This is a genomic window from uncultured Pseudomonas sp., from assembly GCF_913777995.1.
GTDB lineage: Bacteria > Pseudomonadota > Gammaproteobacteria > Pseudomonadales > Pseudomonadaceae > Aquipseudomonas.
The window spans coordinates 41,788-62,056 of sequence record NZ_CAJYVE010000045.1 but is presented as its reverse complement, the minus strand read 5'-3'; the positions used below and the strand labels follow the sequence as shown (position 1 = coordinate 62,056).

Genomic DNA, 20,269 nt, shown 5'->3' with positions numbered 1-20,269 from the left:
GCGAACTGGAATTCGTTCCAGCCACCCACCACCCGTACCCATTGCGGCGTGGGTGTGCGCAAGGCCTGCTCCTTGAGCATGCGCAGGGCGTCGGCCAACGATGGCACGCCTTCCCAGCGCAGTTCGAGGTTGTAGTTCAGGCCGCCGCGGATCAGGTGCAGGTGCGAGTCGTTCAGGCCGGGGATCACCGTGCGCTGCTTCAAGTCGATGATCTGCGTGCTGTTGCCCTTGTGGGCCATGGCCTCGGCATCGCTGCCCACGGCGACGAAGCGCCCGTCCTTGATGGCCACGGCGGTAGCTGTGGGGTTTTCACGGTCGACGGTGTGCAGCTTGCCGTTGAACAGAATGAGGTCTGCGGTCATGGGATCTCCTGAAATGTCGGCATGGGCGGAATCGGTGAAGGGCAGTGCGGACCAGAGCGCGCCGGCCGCACCGAGCAGGGTGCTGTTGGCGAGAAAACGGCGGCGACTCTTGTCGGTGGGATCCTGGTTCATGGTGCTCTCCGTCCGGTGGGGTGATCGGCAGGCGATTGAACGCTAGCAGTGGATCGTCAGGCGTGCGCTCAACGGCGCAGCCATCCGGCGCAGCGGCGCGTCACCCACGGCATGATGAAGAACACCACCGGGAGGATGACGCACAGGTTGACCAGCAAGTTGCTGGCCAACGGCCCGCCCAGCGGCGGCACCTTTGCGAACAGCGGCGCCAGCAACTGGGGCACCAGCAGGGTCATCGGGCAGATCACCAGATAAGTGAGCACCGCCTGCTTCCAGCGCGCAGGCTGTGTGGCTGGCGTGCTGGACGGGGTGAACCAGAACTCCGGATCTTCGTGGATACGGGTCTGGTCACCCTCTTCCAGCAGCGGCAGCACTTCGGCGACCAGGCGCTGGCGCTCCGGTGAATCGACCCAGGCACGCAGTTGCCCTGCATCGGCAAAACGCACCACGGTGGTGAACTGGCCGCCATTGTCATCCGGACGAATCACGTTCACGTCCAGATGACCAGGCTGGCGGCGGGCAACACCGACGGTACGACGCAACCAGGTCTCGTAGTGCGCCAGGGCATCGGCCCGGACTTTGTGCTGGATCACCAGGGTGACCACGCTGCTGTTGTTCATCGCTGAATACCTGAGCAAAGTTTGACCAGGCGCCGTGGGTGGCGCCTGGCGGGGTGGGTCACTTGCCAGCGGTGAGGGCGTTGTAGCTGGTGATCAGGTTGCGGTAGTCCGGAATGTGGTTGGAGCACAGCGCGGCCAGCCCTTCGACATCGTTGCGCCAGTCGCGGTGCAGCTCGCAGGCCACGCCGAACCAGGTCATCAGTTGTGCACCGGCAGCTTCCATCCGGCGCCAGGCGGCATCGCGGGTCATCTCGTTGAAGGTGCCGGAGGCATCGGCCACCACGAACACTTCGAAGTCTTCGGCCAGGGCCGACAGCGCCGGGAAGGCCACGCACACTTCAGTTACCACACCGGCGATGATCAGCTGTTTCTTGCCGGTGGCCTTCACCGCCTTGACGAAGTCCTCGTTGTCCCAGGCGTTGATCTGGCCAGGGCGGGCGATGTAGGGCGCGTCCGGGAACAGTGCCTTGAGCTCTGGCACCAGCGGGCCGTTGGGGCCTTGCTCGAAGCTGGTGGTGAGGATGGTCGGCAGGTTGAAGAACTTGGCCAGGTCACCCAGGGCCAGCACGTTGTTCTTGAACTCGTTGGGCGAGAAGTCCTGAACCAGGGAGATCAGGCCGGTCTGGTGATCGACCAGCAGTACGGCGGCATCATCTTTGTTCAAGCGTTTGTACGGGGTACTCATGATGGACTCCTTCTTCGGGATTGAACCGGGCCGCTGATCGGCCCGGCGGGTTTGCACGCAGGTGACGCAAATCAGAACGCGAAGCAGGAACAGCCGAACGCGCCCCAGAAGCCCTGGAAGTCGCTCACCGGGGCATTGGACAGACGCGCCTTCTCGTGGCTATGGGCGTGCACGGTGCACGGCCCGCTGCATTGGTGAACCTGTGCCAGCACCGGCGAGGCCGGCCGCCAATGGCCCTGGACCTTGGCCACCGGCGACCAGTCCGGCAGTACCGGCAGGCGCTTGGGCCCCAGGGGTTCGAAGTCGTCGGCGCCGTACACCACCTTGCCGTCGACGATGGTCAGCACCGATTCGATCCACTTGATGGCTTCGGGCTCGACACTGAAGAAGTCCGCCGACAGCGCGGTCAGGTCAGCCAGTTGGCCGACACGGATCTGGCCCTTCTTGCCCTGCTCGGAGGAGAACCAGGCGCTGCCGTGGGTGAACAGCTCCAGCGCGGTTTCCCGCGGCAGACCTTCCGGATACAGTTCCAGGCCGCCGACGGTGCGTCCGCTGACCATCCAGTACAGGGAAGTCCAGGGGTTGTAGCTCGACACCCGGGTGGCGTCGGTACCAGCCCCCACCGGCACGCCTTCGGCGAGCATGCGCTTGATCGGCGGCGTCGCCTCAGCGGCCTTGGCACCGTAGCGCTCGACGAAATACTCCCCCTGGAAGGCCATGCGGTCCTGGATGGCGATGCCGCCACCCAGCGCGCGTACCCGTTCGATATTGCGCGGGGTAATGGTCTCGCAATGGTCGAAGAACCACGGCAGGCCGTTGAACGGAATGTCGCGGTCGACCTTCTCGAAGACGTCCAGCATGCGGCTGATCGACTCGTCGTAGGTGGCATGCAGGCGGAACGGCCAACGGTGTTCGACCAGATGACGCACCACCGGCTCCAGGTCGTTCTCCATGTCGCCAGGCAGGTCCGGGCGCGGTTCACGGAAATCTTCGAAGTCGGCCGCCGAGAAGGTCAGCATCTCCCCTGCCCCGTTGTGGCGGAAGAAGTCGTTGCCCTGGTGCAGGGTCACGCTGCTGGTCCAATTCTTGAAGTCGGCCAGTTCTTCCTTGGGCTTCTGGGTGAACAGGTTGTAGGCAATGCGCACGGTCAGCTGTTTTTCGCGGTTCAACTGCTCGATCACCACGTAGTCGTCGGGGTAGTTCTGGAAACCGCCACCGGCGTCGATGCAACTGGTGATGCCCAGGCGGTTCAGCTCGCGCATGAACTGCCGGGTGGAGTTGACCTGATAGTCCAGCGGCAGCTTCGGCCCCTTGGCCAGGGTGGCGTAGAGGATCATCGCGTTGGGCTTGGCCACCAGCATGCCGGTGGGGTTGCCGTTGGCGTCGCGGACGATTTCACCGCCCGGCGGGTTCGGCGTGTCTCGGGTGTAGCCCACCACGCGCAACGCGGCACGGTTGAGCAAGGCGCGGTCGTAGAGATGCAGCAGGAACACCGGCGTGTCCGGCGCCGCCTGGTTGATTTCGTCGAGAGTCGGCATGCGCTTCTCGGCGAACTGGAATTCGTTCCAGCCGCCGACTACACGGACCCATTGCGGCGAGGGCGTGCGCGCTGCCTGATCCTTGAGCATGCGCAGGGCATCGGCCACCGAGGGCACGCCTTCCCAACGCAGCTCCAGGTTGTAGTTCAGGCCGCCGCGGATCAGGTGCAGGTGCGAGTCGTTGAGGCCCGGGATCACCGTACGCCCCTTGAGGTCGATGACCTGGGTGGCGCTGCCGCGCAGGGCCATGACCTCGGCTTCGCTGCCCACCGCGACGAAACGTCCGCCGCTGATGGCCACCGCGCTGGCCTTGGGATTCTCGCGGTCAACGGTGTGGAACTTGCCGTTGAACAGGATCAGTTCGACATTATTCATCGCAGTACCTTTGGCAGAAGATGGGGAGGTGCCGGACTGGCCGGCGAACGAGAAGGCAGGCAGGATCGCCGCCGCCGCGCTGAGCAGCGAACTGTTGGCGATGAAGCGCCGCCGCTGCAGATCGGTCTTGTCGTCACTCATGGGTCGACTTCCTGTCGTTGGCAGAAGCATTGAGCCAGCCAGCGCACAGCCGGGTGGCGGCCGGCATCATCAGGTACACCACCAGCAGGACGATGGTCAGGGTGATGAGCACGTTGCTCATGAAATAGCTCGACAGCCAGGGACGCAGCGCCAGTACGGGCTGCCACAACAGTGGCACCAGCAGGCTGAGAGGCAGGATCACCAGGTACGACACCACGGCCTGCTTCCAGCGCGGGGGCGGTGGCTGCTCGTCGAAACCGGGGTTGAACCAGAACTCACTGTGCGGCGCGACCTGGGTCTGGTCCCCATCGGCCAGCATAGGCGCGGCCTCGCGCACCAGCTCGCGCCGCTGGTCAGAGTCCAGCCACTGCTGCATGGCCTCGGTGGAGGCGAAGCGCAACACCGAGGTGAATGCCTGCAGGCCGCCATTGCGTCCGCGCATCACATCCACACCCAGGTGCCCGGGGGTCTGGCTGGCAATGGCGACGATGCGTTTGAGCCACTGTTCGTAGTGCGACTCGTGCCCTGCCTTGATCCGGTGGCGGATCACCAGGGTGACGACTTCGACGCTGGGCTCGCTCGCCTTGGCGTCGAGACGAGAGGTATCGGGCATTTCCGGCGGCTCCATGACTCATCGGTCGGGACACCAGGCCAGTCGGGCGGCCTGGGTCGATTCGAGAGTGATGGTGCCGCCGATCAGCCTGCGGTAATTGGACGCATGTGCCGTGTTGGAGGTGAAACACTCACCCGATGGGCAGCGGCGCGGACATGTATTCCTGAATGCGCGCGCGCAACCAGCGTTCGGCCGGATCGTTGTCGTGCACCCCGCTCCAGACCATCGACAGCTCGGCCGGATCGATAGGGAACGGCGGGTCCTCGGCGCGCAGGCGACTGCCTTCCACCAGCGGACAGGCGGCATAGTCCGGGACGGTGGCAATCATCTCGGTGCCCGCCAGCAGCGCACGCAAGCCATTGAACTGCGGCACCGCCAGCACCACCTTGCGTGTGCGGCCGACCTTGGCCAGGTCCAGATCGATATTGCCGCACAGGTCGCCGGAGAACGACACCATGGCATGCGGGCGCGAGCAGTAGTCGTCCAGCGTCAGCGGTTCGGGGCGCGCGTCACCACGAATCACCTTGCAGGGAATGTCGCGCAGTTTCTTGCGCTTGGCATTGGCCGGCAGGTCGACGGTCCAGCTCACGCCCACGGAAATCTCGCCACTGGCCAGCAGTGACGGCAGCAGCAGGTAGTTGGCACGGCGGATCACCACGATGATCCCCGGTGCCTCCTCACGCAGACGCGCCATGAGCGGTGGCAGCAGACCGAACTCGGCGTCGTCCGACAGGCCGATGCGAAACACCTCGGTACTGCTCGCCGGATCGAAATCCTTGGCACGGCTCACGGCGCCGGAGATGGTATCCAGTGCCGGGCGGATTTCCTTGAGGATGTCCAGTGCCCGCGCCGTCGGCTCCATCACCCGGCCATTGCGCAGCAGCAACTGATCGTCGAACAGGTCACGCAACCGCCCCAGCGCGGCACTCACCGCTGGCTGGCCGATGAACAGCTTTTCCGCCACGCGGGTCAGGTTGCGCTCGAACATCAGCGCTTCGAAGATCACCAGCAGGTTGAGGTCGACACGGCGCAGGTCGTTACGGTTCATGGGCGGCTTCCGGGCTCTGATGTGCGAAGGCAAGGCTTTGCATCAGTAGGCACGAAAGTCGCCGCATGGGCTTGTATGCATGTGCCTTGCAACGCCGGCACAAGCGGCTTCAGCCGTGAGAGGCCGGCAGGATCAGCCTATCCGCTGTTATGAACATGCGCTCGCTTCGCGGCTGAAGCCGCTTACCCGGCCTGAATGACCAGCATTGCGGCTAGCGCAGGTTGGTCTTGGCCAGCTCCAGCACCTCGCTGCCTCGCCCACTCAGCACCGCCTTGAGCATGTACAGGCTGAAGCCCTTGGCCTGGGCCAGCTTGATCTTCGGCGGCATGGCCAGCTCCTGCTTGGCAACCACCACGTCGAGCAGCACCGGGCCGGGATGATCGAAGGCGCGGCGCAACGCCGCCGGCAGCTGCTCGGCGCTGTCCACGCGAATGCCGAGGATGCCAGCGCCCAGCGCGATGCCGATGAACTCGGTGGGGTGCAGATCGGTGCCGAACGGCACATAGCCGCCGGCTTTCATTTCCATATCGACGAAACCCAGCGAGCTGTTGTTGAACACCACCATTTTCACCGGCAGGTTCAGCTGGCGAACGCTCAGCAGGTCGCCGAGCATCATCGACAGACCACCATCACCGCACAGCGCCACCACCTGGCGCTGGGGAAACGCCACTTGCGCGCCCAGCGCCTGGGGCATGGCATTGGCCATGGAACCATGGCTGAAGGAACCGAGCAGCCCGCGCTTGCCGTTCATGTGCAGATAGCGCGCCGCCCACAGGGTCGGGGTGCCGACGTCGACGGTGAACAACGCATCATCATCGGCCAGCTGGTCGACCATACGCGTCAGGTACTGCGGATGGATCGGCTGGCCGGCCGGCGTCGGCGTGGCCAGCTCGTCCAGCTCGGCGCGGGATTTCGCGTAATGCTTGAGCGCCTTGTCCAGGAAGCGCCGATCGTCATGTGGCTTGAGGCGCGGCAACAGCGCCTCCAGGGTGTCGCGCACATTGCCGACCAGGCCGAGGTCGACCGGCACACGGCGGCCGAGCTGGGTCGGGTCGAGATCGATCTGCACCACCTTGGCCTTTTCCGGGTAGAAATTCCGGTACGGGAAGCTGCTGCCGAGAATCACCAGGGTGTCGCAGTTGAGCATGGCGTGGTAACCGGAGCTGAAGCCGATCAACCCGGTCATGCCCACGTCGAAGGGGTTGTCGTATTCGATGTACTGCTTGCCGCGCAAGGCATGCACCACCGGGGCCTTGAGCCGCTCGGCCAGGGCCACCACCTGGTCGTGGGCCTCGGCGCAACCGGCACCGCACAGCAGGGTCACTGCCTTGCTGCCATCGAGCAGTTGCGCCAGGGCCTGCAGTTCGCTTTCAGCCGGCAGCACCTGCGGGCGCAAGGCCTCGACCTTGCACAGCGGCGCCTCGGGCGCCGGCTGCAAGGCGACGTCACCGGGCAGCACGATGACTGCCACACCCTGCTGATGAACCGCCGCGCGCATGGCGCGCTCCAGAACCCTGGGGAACTGCTCGGCACTGCTGACCAGTTCGACGAAGTGACTGCACTCCTTGAACAACGCTTGCGGGTGGGTTTCCTGAAAATACTCCAGGCCGATTTCGGACGACGGAATGTGCGCGGCGATGGCCAGCACCGGCACCCGGCTGCGCTGGCAGTCGTACAGGCCGTTGATCAGGTGCAAGTTGCCCGGCCCGCAACTGCCCGCACACACCGCCAAGCGCCCGCTGGCCGCTGCCTGCGCGCCAGCGGCGAACGCTGCGGCTTCTTCGTGGCGGGTGTGCCGCCAGTTGATGGTTTTCAGGCGTCGCAAGCTATCGGACAGCCCGTTCAGGCTGTCCCCCGAAACGCCCCAGATGTCGGTGACGCCAGAAGCGGCGAGGCTAAGTGCGAGATAGTCGGCGATGGTCTTGGACATGCAGGCTTCCTGTATGAATGCGCAAGAAAGGCGTGAGCGGTATGGTTTTCTCGACCGCCCGCTGCGTCCTACAGTTCCAAAAAGCTGCGTCAGGCCATCTGGCTGGCGGCCTCGCGTGCTTCAAGGATGCGCGGCAGGTTGTCCTCGATCCAGCTGGCCAGCCCGTCGACCAGCGCGGCCACCTCCTCGCCCATCGGTGTCAGCCGGTATTCGACATGCGGTGGTACTACCGGCAGTGCCCGGCGCTCGACGAAGCCGTCCTGTTCCAGCTGCTGCAAGGTCTGGGCGAGCATTTTCTCGCTGACCCCGCCGATCTTGCGGCGCAGCTCGCTGAAGCGGTGCATGCCTTCACGCAACACCACCAGTACCAGCACGCCCCAGCGACTGCACACATGTGCCAGCGCCGAGCGCGACGGGCATTCACTGGCAAGCAGCTCGCCAGGTCGGCCAAGCATGGCCTGGGCAAACAGCGACGGAGAAGAAGCAGAAGAATCAGACATGGCACTAACCTTTTTGTACGTACTTACTAAAAGTTAGCACACGAATTAGTCTGCGCACATCCCCACAGAAGCAGAGGATTCACCATGATCGTCGTTACCGGAGCCACCGGCCAGCTGGGCCGCCTGGTCATCGAACAGTTGCTGGAAAAGCTCCCCGCGCAGCAGATCGTCGCCGCCGTACGCAGCCCGGACAAGGCGGCCGACCTCAAGGCGCTCGGCGTGCAGGTGCGCCAGGCCGACTACAACCAGCCCGCCACGCTGGACAGCGCCCTGCAGGGTGCCGAGAAAGTCCTGCTGGTATCGTCCAGCGAAGTCGGCCAGCGCCTGCCCCAGCACCAGGCGGTGATCGATGCCGCACAACGCGCCGGTACCGCGCTGCTGGTCTACACCAGCCTGTTGCATGCCGACCGTTCACCATTGGCACTGGGCGAAGAGCACGCTGGCACCGAGCGCTACCTGCAGGCCAGTGGCGTGCCGTTCGTGGTGCTGCGCAATGGCTGGTATACCGAGAACTATGCCGCCGGTATCCCCACGGCCTTGCAACTGGGCAGTCTCTACGGCGCTGCCGGCGAGGGGCGCATCAGCTCCGCAAGCCGAGCCGACTACGCTGCCGCTGCGGCAGCTGTGCTGCTGACCGCCCAGCCCCCCATTGGCGAGCACATCGAGCTGGGTGGCGACACGAGCTACACCCTGGCCGAGTTCGCCGCCGAGGCCGCACGCCTGACCGGCCAGCCACTGCCTTATGTCGACCTGCCCCAGGCCGACTATCAGGCCGCACTGCTCAAGGCCGGGCTGCCGGCCATTTACGCCGAGCTGCTGGCCGACTCCGACGTCGGTGCCGCGCAAGGCGGGCTGTTCGATGACAGCCGGGCCTTGAGCCGGCTGATCGGCCGTCCCACCACGCCTTGGCAGCAGACCCTGGCCAGCGCGCTGCAAGGCTGAGCCAAATCGGCAAGGCAGTGAATCGAGATGAATGATTTGAGTTGTCGCGGGTCCCACTCTGTAGGCATGGCATACAGCCGCCATTTTGCAGACTGAAGAGGGACACAGCATGAAAAGCATTCCACTGATCGCCGCCCTGACCCTGGCCGGTGCCCTGTGCGGCACCCGACTGGCCGTCGCCGCCCAGCAGACCGAAGCCGAACCCAAGGGTGGCGCGCTCCATCCCTCGGAACTGAAAGTGGGTGAAAAAGCGCCAGCGGACTCGGATCGTGAAAGCGCTGCCATCGACTGGAAGGCCAAGGGATTGCCAGAGCCCGAGAAAGAAAGCCAGTGGGTGCAGGTCAAAGACAAGTACGTACGGGTACAGATCACCAACAACCGGATCATGGAGATCGTGCCGGTCAAGAAGTGAAACGGCTGCAAAAAACAAGGGCGTGCCTGGCACGCCCTTGTCATTTCTGCGCAATCAGCGCAAGCGATTGAGCAGCGCCTTGGCCGCTGCCTCGGAGCTGGCCGGGTTCTGGCCCGTGATCAGGCGCCCGTCCTCGACCACGTAGGATGCCCAGTTCGGGCCTTTCTGGTACTGCGCGCCCTGACGCTGGAACTCGTCCTCCAGCAGGAACGGTACGACCTCGGTGAGCTGCACATCGGCCTCTTCAGCATTGCTGAAGCCGGTCACCCGGCGCCCCTTGACCAGTGGCTGGCCATCGGCGTTCTTGACATGGCGCAGCACGCCCGGCGCATGGCAGACGAAGCCAATCGGCTTGCTGGAACGGTCGAAGGCCTCGATCAGCGCAATGGACACCGGCGACTCGGCGAGGTCCCACAACGGGCCGTGGCCACCGGGGTAGAACACCGTGTCATAGTCGTCCGCCTTCACCGCATCCAGGCGCAGCGTGCTGGCCAGGGCCTGCTGCGCGGCCGGGTCGGCCTTGAAGCGGTGGGTCAGCTCGGTCTGGAACTCGGGCTGGTCGCTCTTGGGGTCCAGCGGCGGCTGGCCGCCGGCCGGTGACGCCAACACCACCTCGGCCCCCGCGTCCTTGAACACGTAATACGGCGCAGCGAACTCTTCCAGCCAGAAGCCGGTCTTGTGGCCGGTGTCGCCCAGCTGGTCGTGGGAGGTCAGGACCATCAGTACTTTCATAACAAGCTCCATGGGCTCGGCGGTCGCCCCGATGGCAACCGAGATGCTATTGAGGCCGTTAAAAGTCCGGCAAGTTCGCCCGGCGTGTCAACCCGCGTGACCTGCATGGGCCAATCGGGCTACCCTGCGGGTTCCGTCAACCCAGGAGGCCTGCATGTCCAGCGCGACCGCTCACCTCGCAGCGCACAAGCCCTACTTCTGGCGCGACGCCGAGCTGCCATTCATCGAAGCCCGCTCGGTCGGCGATGGCCGCCAGGTCTGCTATGCACCGCATTCGCACCGGATCTTCTCGATCGGCGCGATCACCTCAGGCTGCAATCTCTACCGTCTGGAAAAAACCACCACGCGCATTCAGGCCGGCACTGTGGTACTGATGAACCCCGGCCAGGTCCACGCCTGCAATCCCATCGACGACCAGCCCTGGTCCTACATCATGCTCTACGTCGACCCGCAATGGCTGGCCGACATCCAGCCCGATGGCGAAGGCACGGCCTTCCAGCCACTGGCGCCCTCGCACAGTCAGGATCCGGTGTTGTTCAGCGCACTGCTGGCCCTGTACGACACGCTGGTAGACAGCCAGGTGGCGATCCTGCACAAGCAGTGTGCCGCTGTAGAGTTCTTCGACCTCATGTACCGCCAGCTGGGTGGCATTCGACCGGCTACCGACAAACCCGCGCCGCGCATCGAACGGGCCGCCGAGTACATCGATGCGCACTTCCGCCAGCCCCTGCGTCTGCAGGACATCTGCCAGGCGGCGAGCCTGTCGCCCTCCTACCTGATCCGCGCCTTCGAGCAGCGCTACCACATGACGCCCCACGCCTACCTGCTCAACCGGCGTATCCAGCAGGCTCAACGCCAGCTGCGCGACGGCCAGCTGATCGCCGACGTGGCCTGCGACACCGGCTTTGCCGACCAGGCGCACCTGCAGCGCGAGTTCAAGAAACACCTGGCCGCGACGCCCGGGCAATACCGCCTGTAACGGGTCGTCAAGGCAACAGCAGATAACCCGCACAGCCCAGCAACGATGCAGCCATGCAGCGGTTGAAGCCGCGAATCCGCGCCGGGCGGTCCAGGTAACGGCTCAACCTGGCGCCCGCATAGGCCCAGCAGCCCAGCGACAGGTAGCAGATCACCAGATACAGCCCGGCAAACTGCCAGATCAGCACGGCTTGCCCGTCGCCGACGAAGGCCCCCATACCGGCGATACAGGCCAGCCAGGCCTTGGGGTTGAGCCATTGCATGATGGCCCCGGTCAGCATCGTCGGCCGAGCCCTGGCGTGCTCGACGCTCAAGCGGCCGTCGTCGGTGGCCAGTTTACAGGCCATGTACAGCAAAAAGGCCACACCGGCCCATTGGATGCCACGCGTCAGGAACGGCCATTGCTGCAAGGTCTCGTGCAGGCCGAAGCCGATCAGCACCAGCAGCAGCGTGAAGCCCAAGGTGGCACCCAGCACATGGCGCATGCTGGCGCCGAAGCCGAAACGCAACCCCGCGCTGAGCGCCACGATGTTCACCGGGCCGGGGGTAATGGACGACGCCAGCGCAAAGGTGGCCATGGAAATCAATACACTCATCTGTCTGCCTCACCAGAATCGAAAACGACCCTGGCAAGGTAGCGAGCGGCCGCGCGGGGGTATTGAAGGAAATTACCCTGCAGCGCGGGGACGCCCGCCCTGCTCGCCTCTTGCTTTTTTATCGTTTAGCTCTACAAATGCCAGTTATGGGCGGCATGCCGCCATCGTTGTCCTCTTACCGAGTCCACTCCATGTACAAAGCCCTCGCATTCGCTGCCGCCTTCAGCCTCTCCGCACCGGCGCTGGCCGCCTGCCCGGCGAACACACCTGCCGACACCGCACGCTGGATTTTCACCCAGCACGCCGACTTCTACGTCAAGGGCAAGGGCGGGCCGCAGTACCTGTCGGCCAATCTGCTGGACTGGTTGAAGAAGGATTGGGCCTGCCAGGCCAACGGGGATCTGTGCGCCATCTCGGCTGATCCCTGGACCGATGCCCAGGACGGCGAAGTGCAACAGCCGGTGACCTGGAAACAGGTGTCCAATGCCGATGGTCAGGCTGTGGTAGAGATGAGCTACCTGCTCGGCTACAAGAATGCGCCTGCGCAGCAGGGGGTCGAACAGACTACCCGCCTGCTGCTGGTGAAAAGCCCCGCCAGCCAGTGCTGGGTCCTGGACAACCTGCAGGGACCGGGTGACCGTCCCCTGCTCGATGCCCTCCAGGAGTTTCCCTACGACGGTGACTGACCGACGGATGACAACTTACGCCTGGCTCCACTCCACATTGGTGATACCGAAGTGTTCAGCGTAAGGCTTGGAGACGCGCGGCACTCGCTCCAGGCGGTATTTTGGAATTCGCGCCAGGCCGGCGTCCACGCTTGCGTGGTGCCAGGCTTCGGCGTTGTCCATGTGCTTGGCTCGGATGTAGAAACTCTTGAAAGCGCCGTTCAACAAGTAGTCGATCCGGTAGTGTTTTTCCTGGGCCATTAATGGCATTGCCTCCCTTATCTTGATGATCCTGTGCCTGGTCACGCCCTCCCATTGGCAGGTCTGATCGACAGCAGTCCACGTCGCCCCCGACGTGAACCCGCAACGTTTGTCTATCGATACAGTCCTTGGTTGCGTGACAGGACACTGCGAAGTAAGGGACCTGCAAGCTCCGCGAAAGATTCCATTTTTTTCCAGGCTGTCGATCAGCGAGCTGTCTGCATGGCCGCTTGCAGCCCGGTCGGGGCTCAGGTTTCGCAAGAGCAGTCGGCGTCCGAAGGCACGTTTCGCCTAGCGAATGCCCAGACGCCGAGCCAGCCGGCTCAGGTTGGCGCGATCCACGCTCAGCTCGCGGGCCACCTCGGCCCACTTGCCGTGGTGGCGTTGCAGCGCCTGCTCGATGAGGCGTCGCTGGAAGGCGTCCAGCGAAGCCTTCAGCCCTGCGCCCGGCTCTGGCAGCGCTACCTCGTCCTGCCCTTGCACCAGGTCGACAGCCTGTTCATCGCCTTCCAGGCCGAGCATGGCGGCTTCGATGGTCAATACCCTGGGGCGCTCGGCATGTGCCGAGAGCGCCTTGAGCACCGCGCGGCTGATCAGGTGCTCCAGCTCGCGCACATTGCCCGGCCAGCGCCAGGCCAGCAGGCGGTTCTGCGCGTCCTTGTGCAAACGCAAACTGCGCAACCCCATGCGCACGCGATTCTCTTCGAGGAAATAGCCCGCCAGCAGCAGCACGTCGCGACCGCGCTCGCGCAGCGGCGGCACCCGCAACGGGTAGACACTCAGGCGATGGTAGAGGTCGGCGCGGAAACGCCCCTGGCGCACCTCCTCGGCCAGGTCGCGATTGGTGGCGGCGATGATCCGCACATCGACGTGGTGCTCCTGGTCCGAGCCGAGGCGCTGCAACTGGCCGCTCTGCAGCACGCGCAAGAGCTTGGACTGCACCGGCAGGGGCAGCTCGCCCACTTCATCGAGAAACAAGGTGCCGCCGTCGGCCAGCTCGAACTTGCCACTGCGACCGTTCAGCGCGCCCGAGAAGGCGCCCTTCACATGCCCGAACAGCTCGCTTTCCACCAGGGTTTCCGGCAACGCCGCACAGTTGAGGCTGATCAGCGGCTTGTGCGCGCGCACCGAATGCAGATGAATAGCCTCGGCGACCAGCTCCTTGCCGACCCCGGTCTCGCCGGTCACCAGCACCGTCAACGGGCTCCTGGCCACCAGCTGGATCTCCTGCTCCAGGCGCTTGTGCGCCGGGCTCTGACCGATCAGCTCACGGGGCACCTGGCCACCCGCCACACGCTTGTACACCTCCACCAGTTGGCGCTGCTCTTCGACGCCGCGCACCAGCTGGGTGATGCGCTCGCTGGCCATCACCGTGGCCGCCGCCAGGCTGGCGAAGGCCTGCAAGGTTTCCAGGTCGACACTGCCGAACGTGGCAGGGTCCAGCGCGTCCAGGGTCAGCAGCCCCCACGGCGTGCCCTGGATGCTCAGTCGGCAACCCAGGCAGTCGTGTACTTCGAGCTGGCCATGGCCGTCGAGCAGACCGTCGTAAGGGTCCGGCAGTTCGCAGTCGGCAGCGAAGCGCACCGGCTGCTCGCTGGCCAGCAGCGCTTCCAGGCGCGGGTGCTCGACCACGCGAAAGCGCCGGCCTAGGGTGTCAGGACTCAGCCCCTCCACCGCCAGCGGCACCAGCACGTCGTCTTCGAGCTTGAGCAAGGCCACCGCATCGCAGGGCAGCAACTGGCGCAGGGAATGCAACAGGCGGCGGTAGCGCTCGTGGTCTGGCAGTTCACGGGAAAGGTCGGCTACCAGGGGCAGCAGCGAACGCAGTAGCGGATGAGGCATCGGGGCTCCGGTCAGCGGGGGCAGGTTGCGGTCATTATGACCGCAGCCTGCGCGCTGCACACCCGCTGCCGATCAGGGTGCCGGGTTGGGCTGGCGGGTGTGGATGGCTTCGATGCCAGCAATCACCTCATCGGACAATTGCAGGTCGATGCTCGCCAGGTTGCTGCCCAGCTGCTGCAGGTTGGTCGCGCCGATGATGTTGCTGGTCACGAACGGCCGGCTGGTGACATAGGCCAGGGCCATCTGCGCCGGGTCCAGGCCATGCTCGCGAGCCAGCTTCACGTACTCGTCGGTGGCCTGTACGGCCTGCGGGTTGTTGTAGCGCTGGAAACGCTCGAACAGGGTCAGGCGCGCCTCGGCCGGGCGGGCACCGTCGAGGTACTTGCCGGCCAGCACGCCGAACGCCAAGGGCGAATAGGCCAGCAGGCCGATCTGTTCACGGATGGCGATTTCCGCCAGGCCCACCTCGAAGCTGCGGTTGAGCAGGTTGTAGGGGTTCTGGATCGACACCGCACGCGGCCAGCCATGGGTTTCGGCCAAGTGCAGGAAGCGCTGGGTGCCCCACGGGGTTTCGTTGGACAGGCCGACATGGCGGATCTTGCCCTCCTTCACCAGGTCGTCGAGCACGGCCAGGGTTTCCTCGATGGCGACGAACTCGTCGCTGGCGTCATGCTGGTAGCCGAGCACGCCGAAGAAGTTGGTCTTGCGGTCTGGCCAGTGCAGTTGGTACAGGTCCAGGTAATCGGTGTTCAGGCGCTTGAGGCTGCCTTCCAGCGCCGCGGTGATGTTGCGCCGGTCCAGGCGCGGATTACCGTCACGAATGTGCTCCATACGTCCCGGCCCGGCCACCTTGCTGGCCAGCACCCAATCCTGGCGGTCACCGTACTTCTTGAAGTACTCGCCAATGATGCTCTCGGTGCGGGTGTAGGTTTCGCCGCGCGGCGGCACGGGGTACATCTCGGCGGTGTCGATGAAATTGACCGAGGCATCCTTGGCCAGGCGGATCTGCTCGAAAGCCTGCTCCTGGGTGTTCTGCTCGCCCCAGGTCATGGTGCCCAGGCAGATGGCGCTGACGGAGAGATCGGTCTTGCCGAGTGGACGATATTGCATCGGTGGCTCCCTTTTCTCGAATGATGACGGCTCATGGCGCCGCCTGCGGATTACGCCGCAGGCAGCGCTGATAGCGTTCGTTGACCCGCTGGGCGAACCAGGCGGTGGTCAGGTTACGGGTGATTTTCGGGCTTTGCAGCGTGATGCCGGGCAGTATGGCACGCGGCAGCTGTTTACCGGCTGTCTGCTCGGCCATTTCGAACACGCGCCGGTACACCTGGGTGTCCTCGAAGTCTGGCCCCACGCTGCTCTTCAGCTGCTTGTAGATCGCCGGATTGCCCAGCCCCAGGCGCGGGCCGAGGCTGCGTACCGCGCGCTCGGTGGCGCTGGGGTCCAGCGAATCGTGGAGGATCAGGTCACCGTCCAGCGCCAGGTCGATACCGGTGAGGCGGCTGAGCACGCTCTGGAACGCCGCGTTGCGGCTGGCGTACCAGCCGGCGTTGAAGTCGGCGAAGCGGTACAGCGGCTCGGGATAATCGGCCGGGTAACCCAGCAGGTGCAAGGTGCCGAAATACACCCCACCACGGCGGCTGAACACTTCGCGGCGCACAGTGCCGTCTACCGCGTAGGGATAGCCATCGGCGTGCTGCTCGGCGAAGGCGATGCTGACCTGCATGGGACCGCCGGTGTGTACCGGATTGAAGCGTCCGAACAGGGTCTGGCCCAGCGGCACCATGCCGATGAAGTCATCGAAGATCGCGCTCAGCTGGCCTTCGGTGCGCGCCGCGGCCAGGCGCGCCGCGTAGGTCTTGCCGTCTGGCGAGCGCAGGCCCAGCGCCGCGTCAACCAGGGCGCTGGGCAGGTGCAGGCGTGCGGCACGGCGGTCGATTTCCTGGCGCGCGATGCGTGCCAGACCCGGCACCGACGGATCGGCCTGGAAAGTCGACTCCTGCTCGGTGACCGCCAGCACGGAGCAGATGTTCTGCGGGCTGGGCTCGATGTCCTGGGCGCTCAACGCCACCTGAATATCCGTCGCCCAGCCCTGACGGTCTTTGACGTTGGCCGGCAACAGCGCCGCGATACGCTCGCGGGCCTGCTCGGCACTCAGAGGCGGTGGCCCGCCAGGGCGGCTGGCGCAACCGCCCAGCAACAAGGCCGCGACGGCCAGCAGACTGGGTAACAGGCTCGGACTCACTTCAGGCTCCTTGGCTGGTGAAGCGGATCGACTGGCCGTCAGAACACCGACCAGTCGATACGCGCGCTCAACCGTTCCAGCGCCGCCATACCGACCAGCGAATTGCCGGCAGCGTTCAATTCCGGAGACCACACACACACCGAGAAGCGCCCCGGCACCACGGCGATGATACCGCCGCCGACGCCGCTCTTGCCCGGCAGGCCAACGCGATAGGCGAAGTTGCCAGCTTCGTCGTACAGCCCGCTGGTGGCCATGATCGAGTTGAGCTGGGTGGTCTGCCGCGGGCTGAGGACCTGCTCGCCGCTGTGGGCGCAGAAGCCTTCGTTGGCCAGGAAGCCGAAGGCCTTGGCCAGGTCGACGCAGGTCATGCTCAGTGCACAGTGATGAAAGTAGCTGCGCAGTACGTCGTCCACATCGTTATGGAAATTGCCGAAGGACTTCATCAGCCAAGCCGCCGCGGCATTGCGTGAGCGATGCTGGTATTCGGACTCGGCGACCTTGGCATCGGAAATGATGGTGCGATTGCCGCACAGGCGCCGCACGAAGTCGCGCATCGACAGCGCCGGCGCGGCGAAGCGCCCCTGGTTGATGTCGCAGATCACCAGCGCCCCGGCATTGATGAAGGGGTTGCGCGGCTTGCCGCGCTCGAACTCCAGCTGCACCAGCGAGTTGAACGGCTGCCCGGACGGCTCGTAGCCGACGCGCTCCCAGATCGACTCGCCGGAATGCCCGATGGCCTGCACCAGGCTGAACACTTTGGAAATGCTCTGGATCGAGAACGGCGTCAGCGCGTCGCCCGCCTGATGCACCTCGCCACTGTTGCTGTACACGGCAATACCCAGTTGATCCGGGCGCACCAGCTCCAACGCCGGAATGTAATTGGCGACCTTGCCCTGGCCGATCAGCGGCCGCACCTCATCCAGGATTTCGTTCAACAGCTCTTGCATGCAACGCGCCCCGTGTTTTTGGGTGCGCACACTACACCAAGCGCGGAAAAATTGCGCCCGGTCCACCCGTTTTGTCCCCCGCTCGGCGGCCAGGTCGGGCGCCATCCGGCGCTCAGACCCGGCCCCAGCGCTCATGCCGCCCTACCAGCTGTAAGCCACCTGGGCGTAGTAGAAGGCGCCGCTGTAACCGTAGGGCGAGTAGGTGCTGTAAGCCAGGTTTCCGCCACTGCTGGCGAAGTCATTGAGCTTCTCGGGGTATTGGTCGGTGACGTTGTCGCCGCCGACGGTGAAGGTCCAGTTGCGCCACCGGTAGTCCAGCGCCAGGTCCAGCAGCCAGGCCGCACTGAACGTCTGGTCGTTGACCGGGTCGGCCTGGTAGCTGGTGAACTCGCCGTAACGCACCAGGTTCGAGTGCAGCACCCAGCTGCCGTAGGCGAAGTCGTTGCCAAGACTCAGCTTGTGCCGGGGCGTGGTATCGCCCAGTAGACCGACACGCTCACGACGGTCGACGCGTACCAGGTTGACCCCCAACTGATCGAGCACGCTGGGGTTGGCCTTCACATCGGTCACTCGGGTGTGGTTGTAGTTGTAGCCCAGGGTACTGTTCCAACCGAGCCCGTTGTCAAAGCGGTAGCGATAGTTGGCCACCAGGTCGACGCCGTCGGTGCGGGTGTCGGTGGCGTTGGTGAAGTAGCGCACCGAGGTGTAGTTGATGTCCCCCACCCCGTTGGCCCGCAGGTAGTTGGCGGCGGCATTGTTGAGCACCAGGTTGGACGACAGCGAGATACGGTCACGGATGTCGATGCGGTAGACGTCGGCGGTTACGGTCAGGTTGTCCAGTGGTTCCAGCACCAGGCCCAGGCTGTAGTTGCGTGACTTCTCGGCCTGCAGGTCCTCGGCGCCGAGCAGTTGTGCCACCCGGCTGCTGGCCGGAAAGGTGCCGGCCTCCTGGATGCTGTTGCCGATCAGCTGCGACGAGGTGAAGGCAAAGTTCTGCTGGGCCAGCGACGGTGCCCTGAAGCCGGTGGACACACTGCCACGTAGCGCAACGCGCTCGGTGAAGGCATAGCGCGCCGACAACGAACCACTGAGGTTGGAACCGAAATCGCTGTAGTCCTCGTGACGCAGCGCCGCCGAAGCGCTGAGCCGGTCGGTGAAGTCGGTTTCCAGATCCAGGTACTGGGCCAGGTTGTGGCGCGAGTGGCTGCCGGCATCCGAATCCCGAAAGCCCGCCAGGCCCGAGCTGCCACTCTGGAAGTACGACTCGGGCTGCCCCGCTTCGATCTGATAGCCCTGGCGCAGGTACTCGGTGCCGACGGCCAACGACACCGGGTTGGGCAGCCAGCTCAGCGTGAATTCCCGCGACAGATCCAGGCTCAGCTGCTTCTGGTCGTTGGTCAGAGTGCCGTTATCGAACGACCGTGGCGTGGCCAGGCCCAGCGCCGTATTGATGGTGCGCGTATGGATCTCGTAGCGATTCCTGCCGTAGTTGGCGGACAGATCGTAATGCCAGTCGTAGGCCAGTTCGCCACGCAGGCCGGCAACCAGGCTGGTGTCTTCCAGGCTGCCGCGGATCAGCGGCAGGTAGCCGTTGGGGAAGATTGCCGGGTTGTTGTTCGAGGCATTGCTGGCACGATAGAAAGCCGCTGTCTCGCCCCGGCGCTTGCTGTAGCCACCGAAGCTGTAGAACTGAGCGGCATCGTTGAACGAATATTCGCTGTTGAACTGCAGCTTACCCTCTTCGCTGGCCGGCTCGCCTTGGCGGAACACATGCTGACCATAGGTGGCGGAGCCGATGCTCGCGGCGCGAAAATCATCGCCGGCGCGGTCGGTGTAGTCGTTGTTGGCCCCTTCCCCCGTAAGGTTGATGAAGCCGTTTTCGCCCAGCGCGAAACCACTGTTGCCGGTCACCTGGCGCTGAATGCCATCACCTTTCCTGTACTGGCCGTAGCGGGTCGACACCGAGCCGCCATGGTCGTCTTGCTTGAGGATGACGTTGATTACCCCGGCGATGGCGTCCGAGCCGTAGCGCGCCGAAGCGCCATCGCGCAGGACCTCGATATGGTCGATGGCCGACAGCGGAATCGCGTTCAGATCGGCCGGCGCCGAGCCACGCCCCACCGCACCGCCGAGGTTGACGAAGGCGGAAGTGTGGCGACGTTTACCGTTGACCAGCACCAGCACTTGGTCCGGCGAAAGACCGCGCAGCTGCGCCGGGCGAGTCAGCTCGGCACCATCCACCAGGCTGGGACGGGGAAAGTTGATCGACGGGATCAGCTTGGCCAGTACCGTGCCCAGCTCTGCCGAGCCGCTGCTGCGCAAGGCGTCGCCACTGATGACGTCGATGGGGGCCAGCGAGGTGCTGGCGGTGCGTTCCTGGGTGCGCGTGCCGGTGACGATCACCGTGTCGAGGCTCGAAGCCGACGACGCCTTGTCGCCGTCCTCGAACGCCGCGCTGGCTTGGCCAGCACTTAACAGATTGGCCGATACCACGGCCGTGGCCAGCCATTGACCTCTGAAACTCCTCATACCGCTCCCTCTGAATCCCTTCGGTCGGAGCGTTCCGCCCGACCGTGACGAGCGATCCGTGCGGCGGACGGTGGCGGTCATCTTCTGGTTATGGTGTGTAGCCGGTGGCCCGATGGCATATATCCTAACGCGATTAATATCCCCTTTCTAAATTCCGATATTGAATATCCAAATAG

General features: G+C 64.7%; 20 protein-coding genes. 4 read left to right on the top strand and 16 right to left on the bottom strand.

Annotated features, from left to right (window positions below; all coding sequences use genetic code 11):
• From QZ497_RS19225 to QZ497_RS19190, 8 genes are all read right to left on the bottom strand, one after another.
• Nucleotides 1–494 (bottom strand): amidohydrolase family protein (locus QZ497_RS19225; protein WP_295478104.1); only part of this gene is annotated, 494 nt, incomplete at its 3' end.
• 68 nt (nucleotides 495–562) lie between these two features.
• Nucleotides 563–1,114 (bottom strand): antibiotic biosynthesis monooxygenase, encoded by a 552-nt coding sequence (locus QZ497_RS19220; RefSeq protein WP_295478101.1) that lies wholly within the window; start codon nucleotides 1,112–1,114, stop codon nucleotides 563–565.
• 58 nt (nucleotides 1,115–1,172) lie between these two features.
• Entirely contained in the window at nucleotides 1,173–1,799 is a 627-nt protein-coding gene (gene ycaC, locus QZ497_RS19215) for an isochorismate family cysteine hydrolase YcaC (protein ID WP_295478098.1), read from the bottom strand.
• Between the two features lie 71 nt (nucleotides 1,800–1,870).
• Nucleotides 1,871–3,712, bottom strand: coding sequence for an amidohydrolase (locus QZ497_RS19210; protein WP_295478107.1), 1,842 nt, complete (start codon nucleotides 3,710–3,712; stop codon nucleotides 1,871–1,873).
• Between the two features lie 133 nt (nucleotides 3,713–3,845).
• Entirely contained in the window at nucleotides 3,846–4,466 is a 621-nt protein-coding gene (locus QZ497_RS19205; protein ID WP_295478095.1) for an antibiotic biosynthesis monooxygenase, read from the bottom strand.
• Nucleotides 4,467–4,596: 130 nt separating this feature from the next.
• Nucleotides 4,597–5,514 (bottom strand): LysR substrate-binding domain-containing protein, encoded by a 918-nt coding sequence (locus tag QZ497_RS19200; RefSeq protein ID WP_295478092.1) that lies wholly within the window; start codon nucleotides 5,512–5,514, stop codon nucleotides 4,597–4,599.
• Nucleotides 5,515–5,725: 211 nt separating this feature from the next.
• The gene (gene poxB / locus QZ497_RS19195; RefSeq protein WP_295478090.1) at nucleotides 5,726–7,444 is read right to left on the bottom strand and encodes a ubiquinone-dependent pyruvate dehydrogenase; all 1,719 of its coding nucleotides are present in this window, start codon (nucleotides 7,442–7,444) and stop codon (nucleotides 5,726–5,728) included.
• A gap of 89 nt (nucleotides 7,445–7,533) precedes the next feature.
• Nucleotides 7,534–7,944, bottom strand: coding sequence for a helix-turn-helix domain-containing protein (locus QZ497_RS19190; RefSeq protein WP_295478087.1), 411 nt, complete (start codon nucleotides 7,942–7,944; stop codon nucleotides 7,534–7,536).
• 84 nt (nucleotides 7,945–8,028) lie between these two features.
• Between QZ497_RS19190 and QZ497_RS19185 the strand changes: the two genes are divergently transcribed.
• Together QZ497_RS19185 and QZ497_RS19180 are read left to right on the top strand one after the other, a co-directional pair.
• Nucleotides 8,029–8,886, top strand: coding sequence for an SDR family oxidoreductase (locus QZ497_RS19185; protein ID WP_295478084.1), 858 nt, complete (start codon nucleotides 8,029–8,031; stop codon nucleotides 8,884–8,886).
• Between the two features lie 109 nt (nucleotides 8,887–8,995).
• On the top strand, nucleotides 8,996–9,298 hold the full coding sequence (locus QZ497_RS19180) for an RcnB family protein (protein ID WP_295478081.1): 303 nt from the start codon (nucleotides 8,996–8,998) through the stop codon (nucleotides 9,296–9,298).
• Between the two features lie 54 nt (nucleotides 9,299–9,352).
• Here QZ497_RS19180 and QZ497_RS19175 read toward each other — a convergent pair whose 3' ends face one another.
• Complete coding sequence (locus QZ497_RS19175; RefSeq protein ID WP_295478079.1) at nucleotides 9,353–10,030, bottom strand: type 1 glutamine amidotransferase domain-containing protein; 678 nt, start codon at nucleotides 10,028–10,030, stop codon at nucleotides 9,353–9,355.
• A gap of 154 nt (nucleotides 10,031–10,184) precedes the next feature.
• Between QZ497_RS19175 and QZ497_RS19170 the strand changes: the two genes are divergently transcribed.
• Nucleotides 10,185–11,009 (top strand): AraC family transcriptional regulator, encoded by an 825-nt coding sequence (locus tag QZ497_RS19170; RefSeq protein WP_295478076.1) that lies wholly within the window; start codon nucleotides 10,185–10,187, stop codon nucleotides 11,007–11,009.
• A gap of 7 nt (nucleotides 11,010–11,016) precedes the next feature.
• Here the strand turns inward: QZ497_RS19170 and QZ497_RS19165 are convergent, their stop codons facing one another.
• Nucleotides 11,017–11,604, bottom strand: coding sequence for a LysE family translocator (locus QZ497_RS19165; protein ID WP_295478073.1), 588 nt, complete (start codon nucleotides 11,602–11,604; stop codon nucleotides 11,017–11,019).
• Nucleotides 11,605–11,795: 191 nt separating this feature from the next.
• Here QZ497_RS19165 and QZ497_RS19160 point away from each other — a divergent pair, with 191 nt between their 5' ends.
• Nucleotides 11,796–12,290, top strand: coding sequence for a DUF3828 domain-containing protein (locus tag QZ497_RS19160; protein WP_295478070.1), 495 nt, complete (start codon nucleotides 11,796–11,798; stop codon nucleotides 12,288–12,290).
• Between the two features lie 15 nt (nucleotides 12,291–12,305).
• On the opposite strand, the gene QZ497_RS19155 is transcribed toward QZ497_RS19160, so the two are convergent.
• The 6 genes from QZ497_RS19155 to QZ497_RS19130 form a co-directional block, all read right to left on the bottom strand.
• A complete protein-coding gene (locus tag QZ497_RS19155) occupies nucleotides 12,306–12,530 on the bottom strand; it encodes a DUF6555 family protein (RefSeq protein ID WP_295478068.1) in 225 nt (74 codons plus the stop codon).
• A 291-nt stretch (nucleotides 12,531–12,821) separates the two neighbouring features.
• Nucleotides 12,822–14,372 carry a nitric oxide reductase transcriptional regulator NorR gene (gene norR, locus QZ497_RS19150; RefSeq protein ID WP_295478065.1) on the bottom strand — a complete coding sequence of 517 codons (1,551 nt, stop codon included), beginning with the start codon at nucleotides 14,370–14,372 and terminating at the stop codon, nucleotides 12,822–12,824.
• A gap of 72 nt (nucleotides 14,373–14,444) precedes the next feature.
• Complete coding sequence (locus QZ497_RS19145; protein ID WP_295478062.1) at nucleotides 14,445–15,482, bottom strand: NADP(H)-dependent aldo-keto reductase; 1,038 nt, start codon at nucleotides 15,480–15,482, stop codon at nucleotides 14,445–14,447.
• A gap of 31 nt (nucleotides 15,483–15,513) precedes the next feature.
• On the bottom strand, nucleotides 15,514–16,617 hold the full coding sequence (locus tag QZ497_RS19140; RefSeq protein ID WP_295478059.1) for a DUF1615 domain-containing protein: 1,104 nt from the start codon (nucleotides 16,615–16,617) through the stop codon (nucleotides 15,514–15,516).
• Nucleotides 16,618–16,655: 38 nt separating this feature from the next.
• Nucleotides 16,656–17,564: a glutaminase B gene (gene glsB / locus QZ497_RS19135; protein WP_295478056.1), complete on the bottom strand. Its 909-nt coding sequence runs from the start codon at nucleotides 17,562–17,564 to the stop codon at nucleotides 16,656–16,658.
• A 141-nt stretch (nucleotides 17,565–17,705) separates the two neighbouring features.
• A complete protein-coding gene (locus QZ497_RS19130) occupies nucleotides 17,706–20,093 on the bottom strand; it encodes a TonB-dependent receptor (protein ID WP_295478053.1) in 2,388 nt (795 codons plus the stop codon).
• Nucleotides 20,094–20,269 lie beyond the last annotated feature (176 nt).

Excerpts from the sequence above, each read along its gene's own strand:
- QZ497_RS19220 (WP_295478101.1), bottom strand. The coding sequence starts at position 1,114 with ATGAACAACAGCAGCGTGGTCACCCTGGTGATCCAGCACAAAGTCCGG.
- ycaC (WP_295478098.1), bottom strand. The coding sequence starts at position 1,799 with ATGAGTACCCCGTACAAACGCTTGAACAAAGATGATGCCGCCGTACTG.
- QZ497_RS19210 (WP_295478107.1), bottom strand. The coding sequence starts at position 3,712 with ATGAATAATGTCGAACTGATCCTGTTCAACGGCAAGTTCCACACCGTT.
- QZ497_RS19205 (WP_295478095.1), bottom strand. The coding sequence starts at position 4,466 with ATGCCCGATACCTCTCGTCTCGACGCCAAGGCGAGCGAGCCCAGCGTC.
- QZ497_RS19200 (WP_295478092.1), bottom strand. The coding sequence starts at position 5,514 with ATGAACCGTAACGACCTGCGCCGTGTCGACCTCAACCTGCTGGTGATC.
- poxB (WP_295478090.1), bottom strand. The coding sequence starts at position 7,444 with ATGTCCAAGACCATCGCCGACTATCTCGCACTTAGCCTCGCCGCTTCT.
- QZ497_RS19190 (WP_295478087.1), bottom strand. The coding sequence starts at position 7,944 with ATGTCTGATTCTTCTGCTTCTTCTCCGTCGCTGTTTGCCCAGGCCATG.
- QZ497_RS19185 (WP_295478084.1), top strand. The coding sequence starts at position 8,029 with ATGATCGTCGTTACCGGAGCCACCGGCCAGCTGGGCCGCCTGGTCATC.
- QZ497_RS19180 (WP_295478081.1), top strand. The coding sequence starts at position 8,996 with ATGAAAAGCATTCCACTGATCGCCGCCCTGACCCTGGCCGGTGCCCTG.
- QZ497_RS19175 (WP_295478079.1), bottom strand. The coding sequence starts at position 10,030 with ATGAAAGTACTGATGGTCCTGACCTCCCACGACCAGCTGGGCGACACC.
- QZ497_RS19170 (WP_295478076.1), top strand. The coding sequence starts at position 10,185 with ATGTCCAGCGCGACCGCTCACCTCGCAGCGCACAAGCCCTACTTCTGG.
- QZ497_RS19165 (WP_295478073.1), bottom strand. The coding sequence starts at position 11,604 with ATGAGTGTATTGATTTCCATGGCCACCTTTGCGCTGGCGTCGTCCATT.
- QZ497_RS19160 (WP_295478070.1), top strand. The coding sequence starts at position 11,796 with ATGTACAAAGCCCTCGCATTCGCTGCCGCCTTCAGCCTCTCCGCACCG.
- QZ497_RS19155 (WP_295478068.1), bottom strand. The coding sequence starts at position 12,530 with ATGGCCCAGGAAAAACACTACCGGATCGACTACTTGTTGAACGGCGCT.
- norR (WP_295478065.1), bottom strand. The coding sequence starts at position 14,372 with ATGCCTCATCCGCTACTGCGTTCGCTGCTGCCCCTGGTAGCCGACCTT.
- QZ497_RS19145 (WP_295478062.1), bottom strand. The coding sequence starts at position 15,482 with ATGCAATATCGTCCACTCGGCAAGACCGATCTCTCCGTCAGCGCCATC.
- glsB (WP_295478056.1), bottom strand. The coding sequence starts at position 17,564 with ATGCAAGAGCTGTTGAACGAAATCCTGGATGAGGTGCGGCCGCTGATC.
- QZ497_RS19130 (WP_295478053.1), bottom strand. The coding sequence starts at position 20,093 with ATGAGGAGTTTCAGAGGTCAATGGCTGGCCACGGCCGTGGTATCGGCC.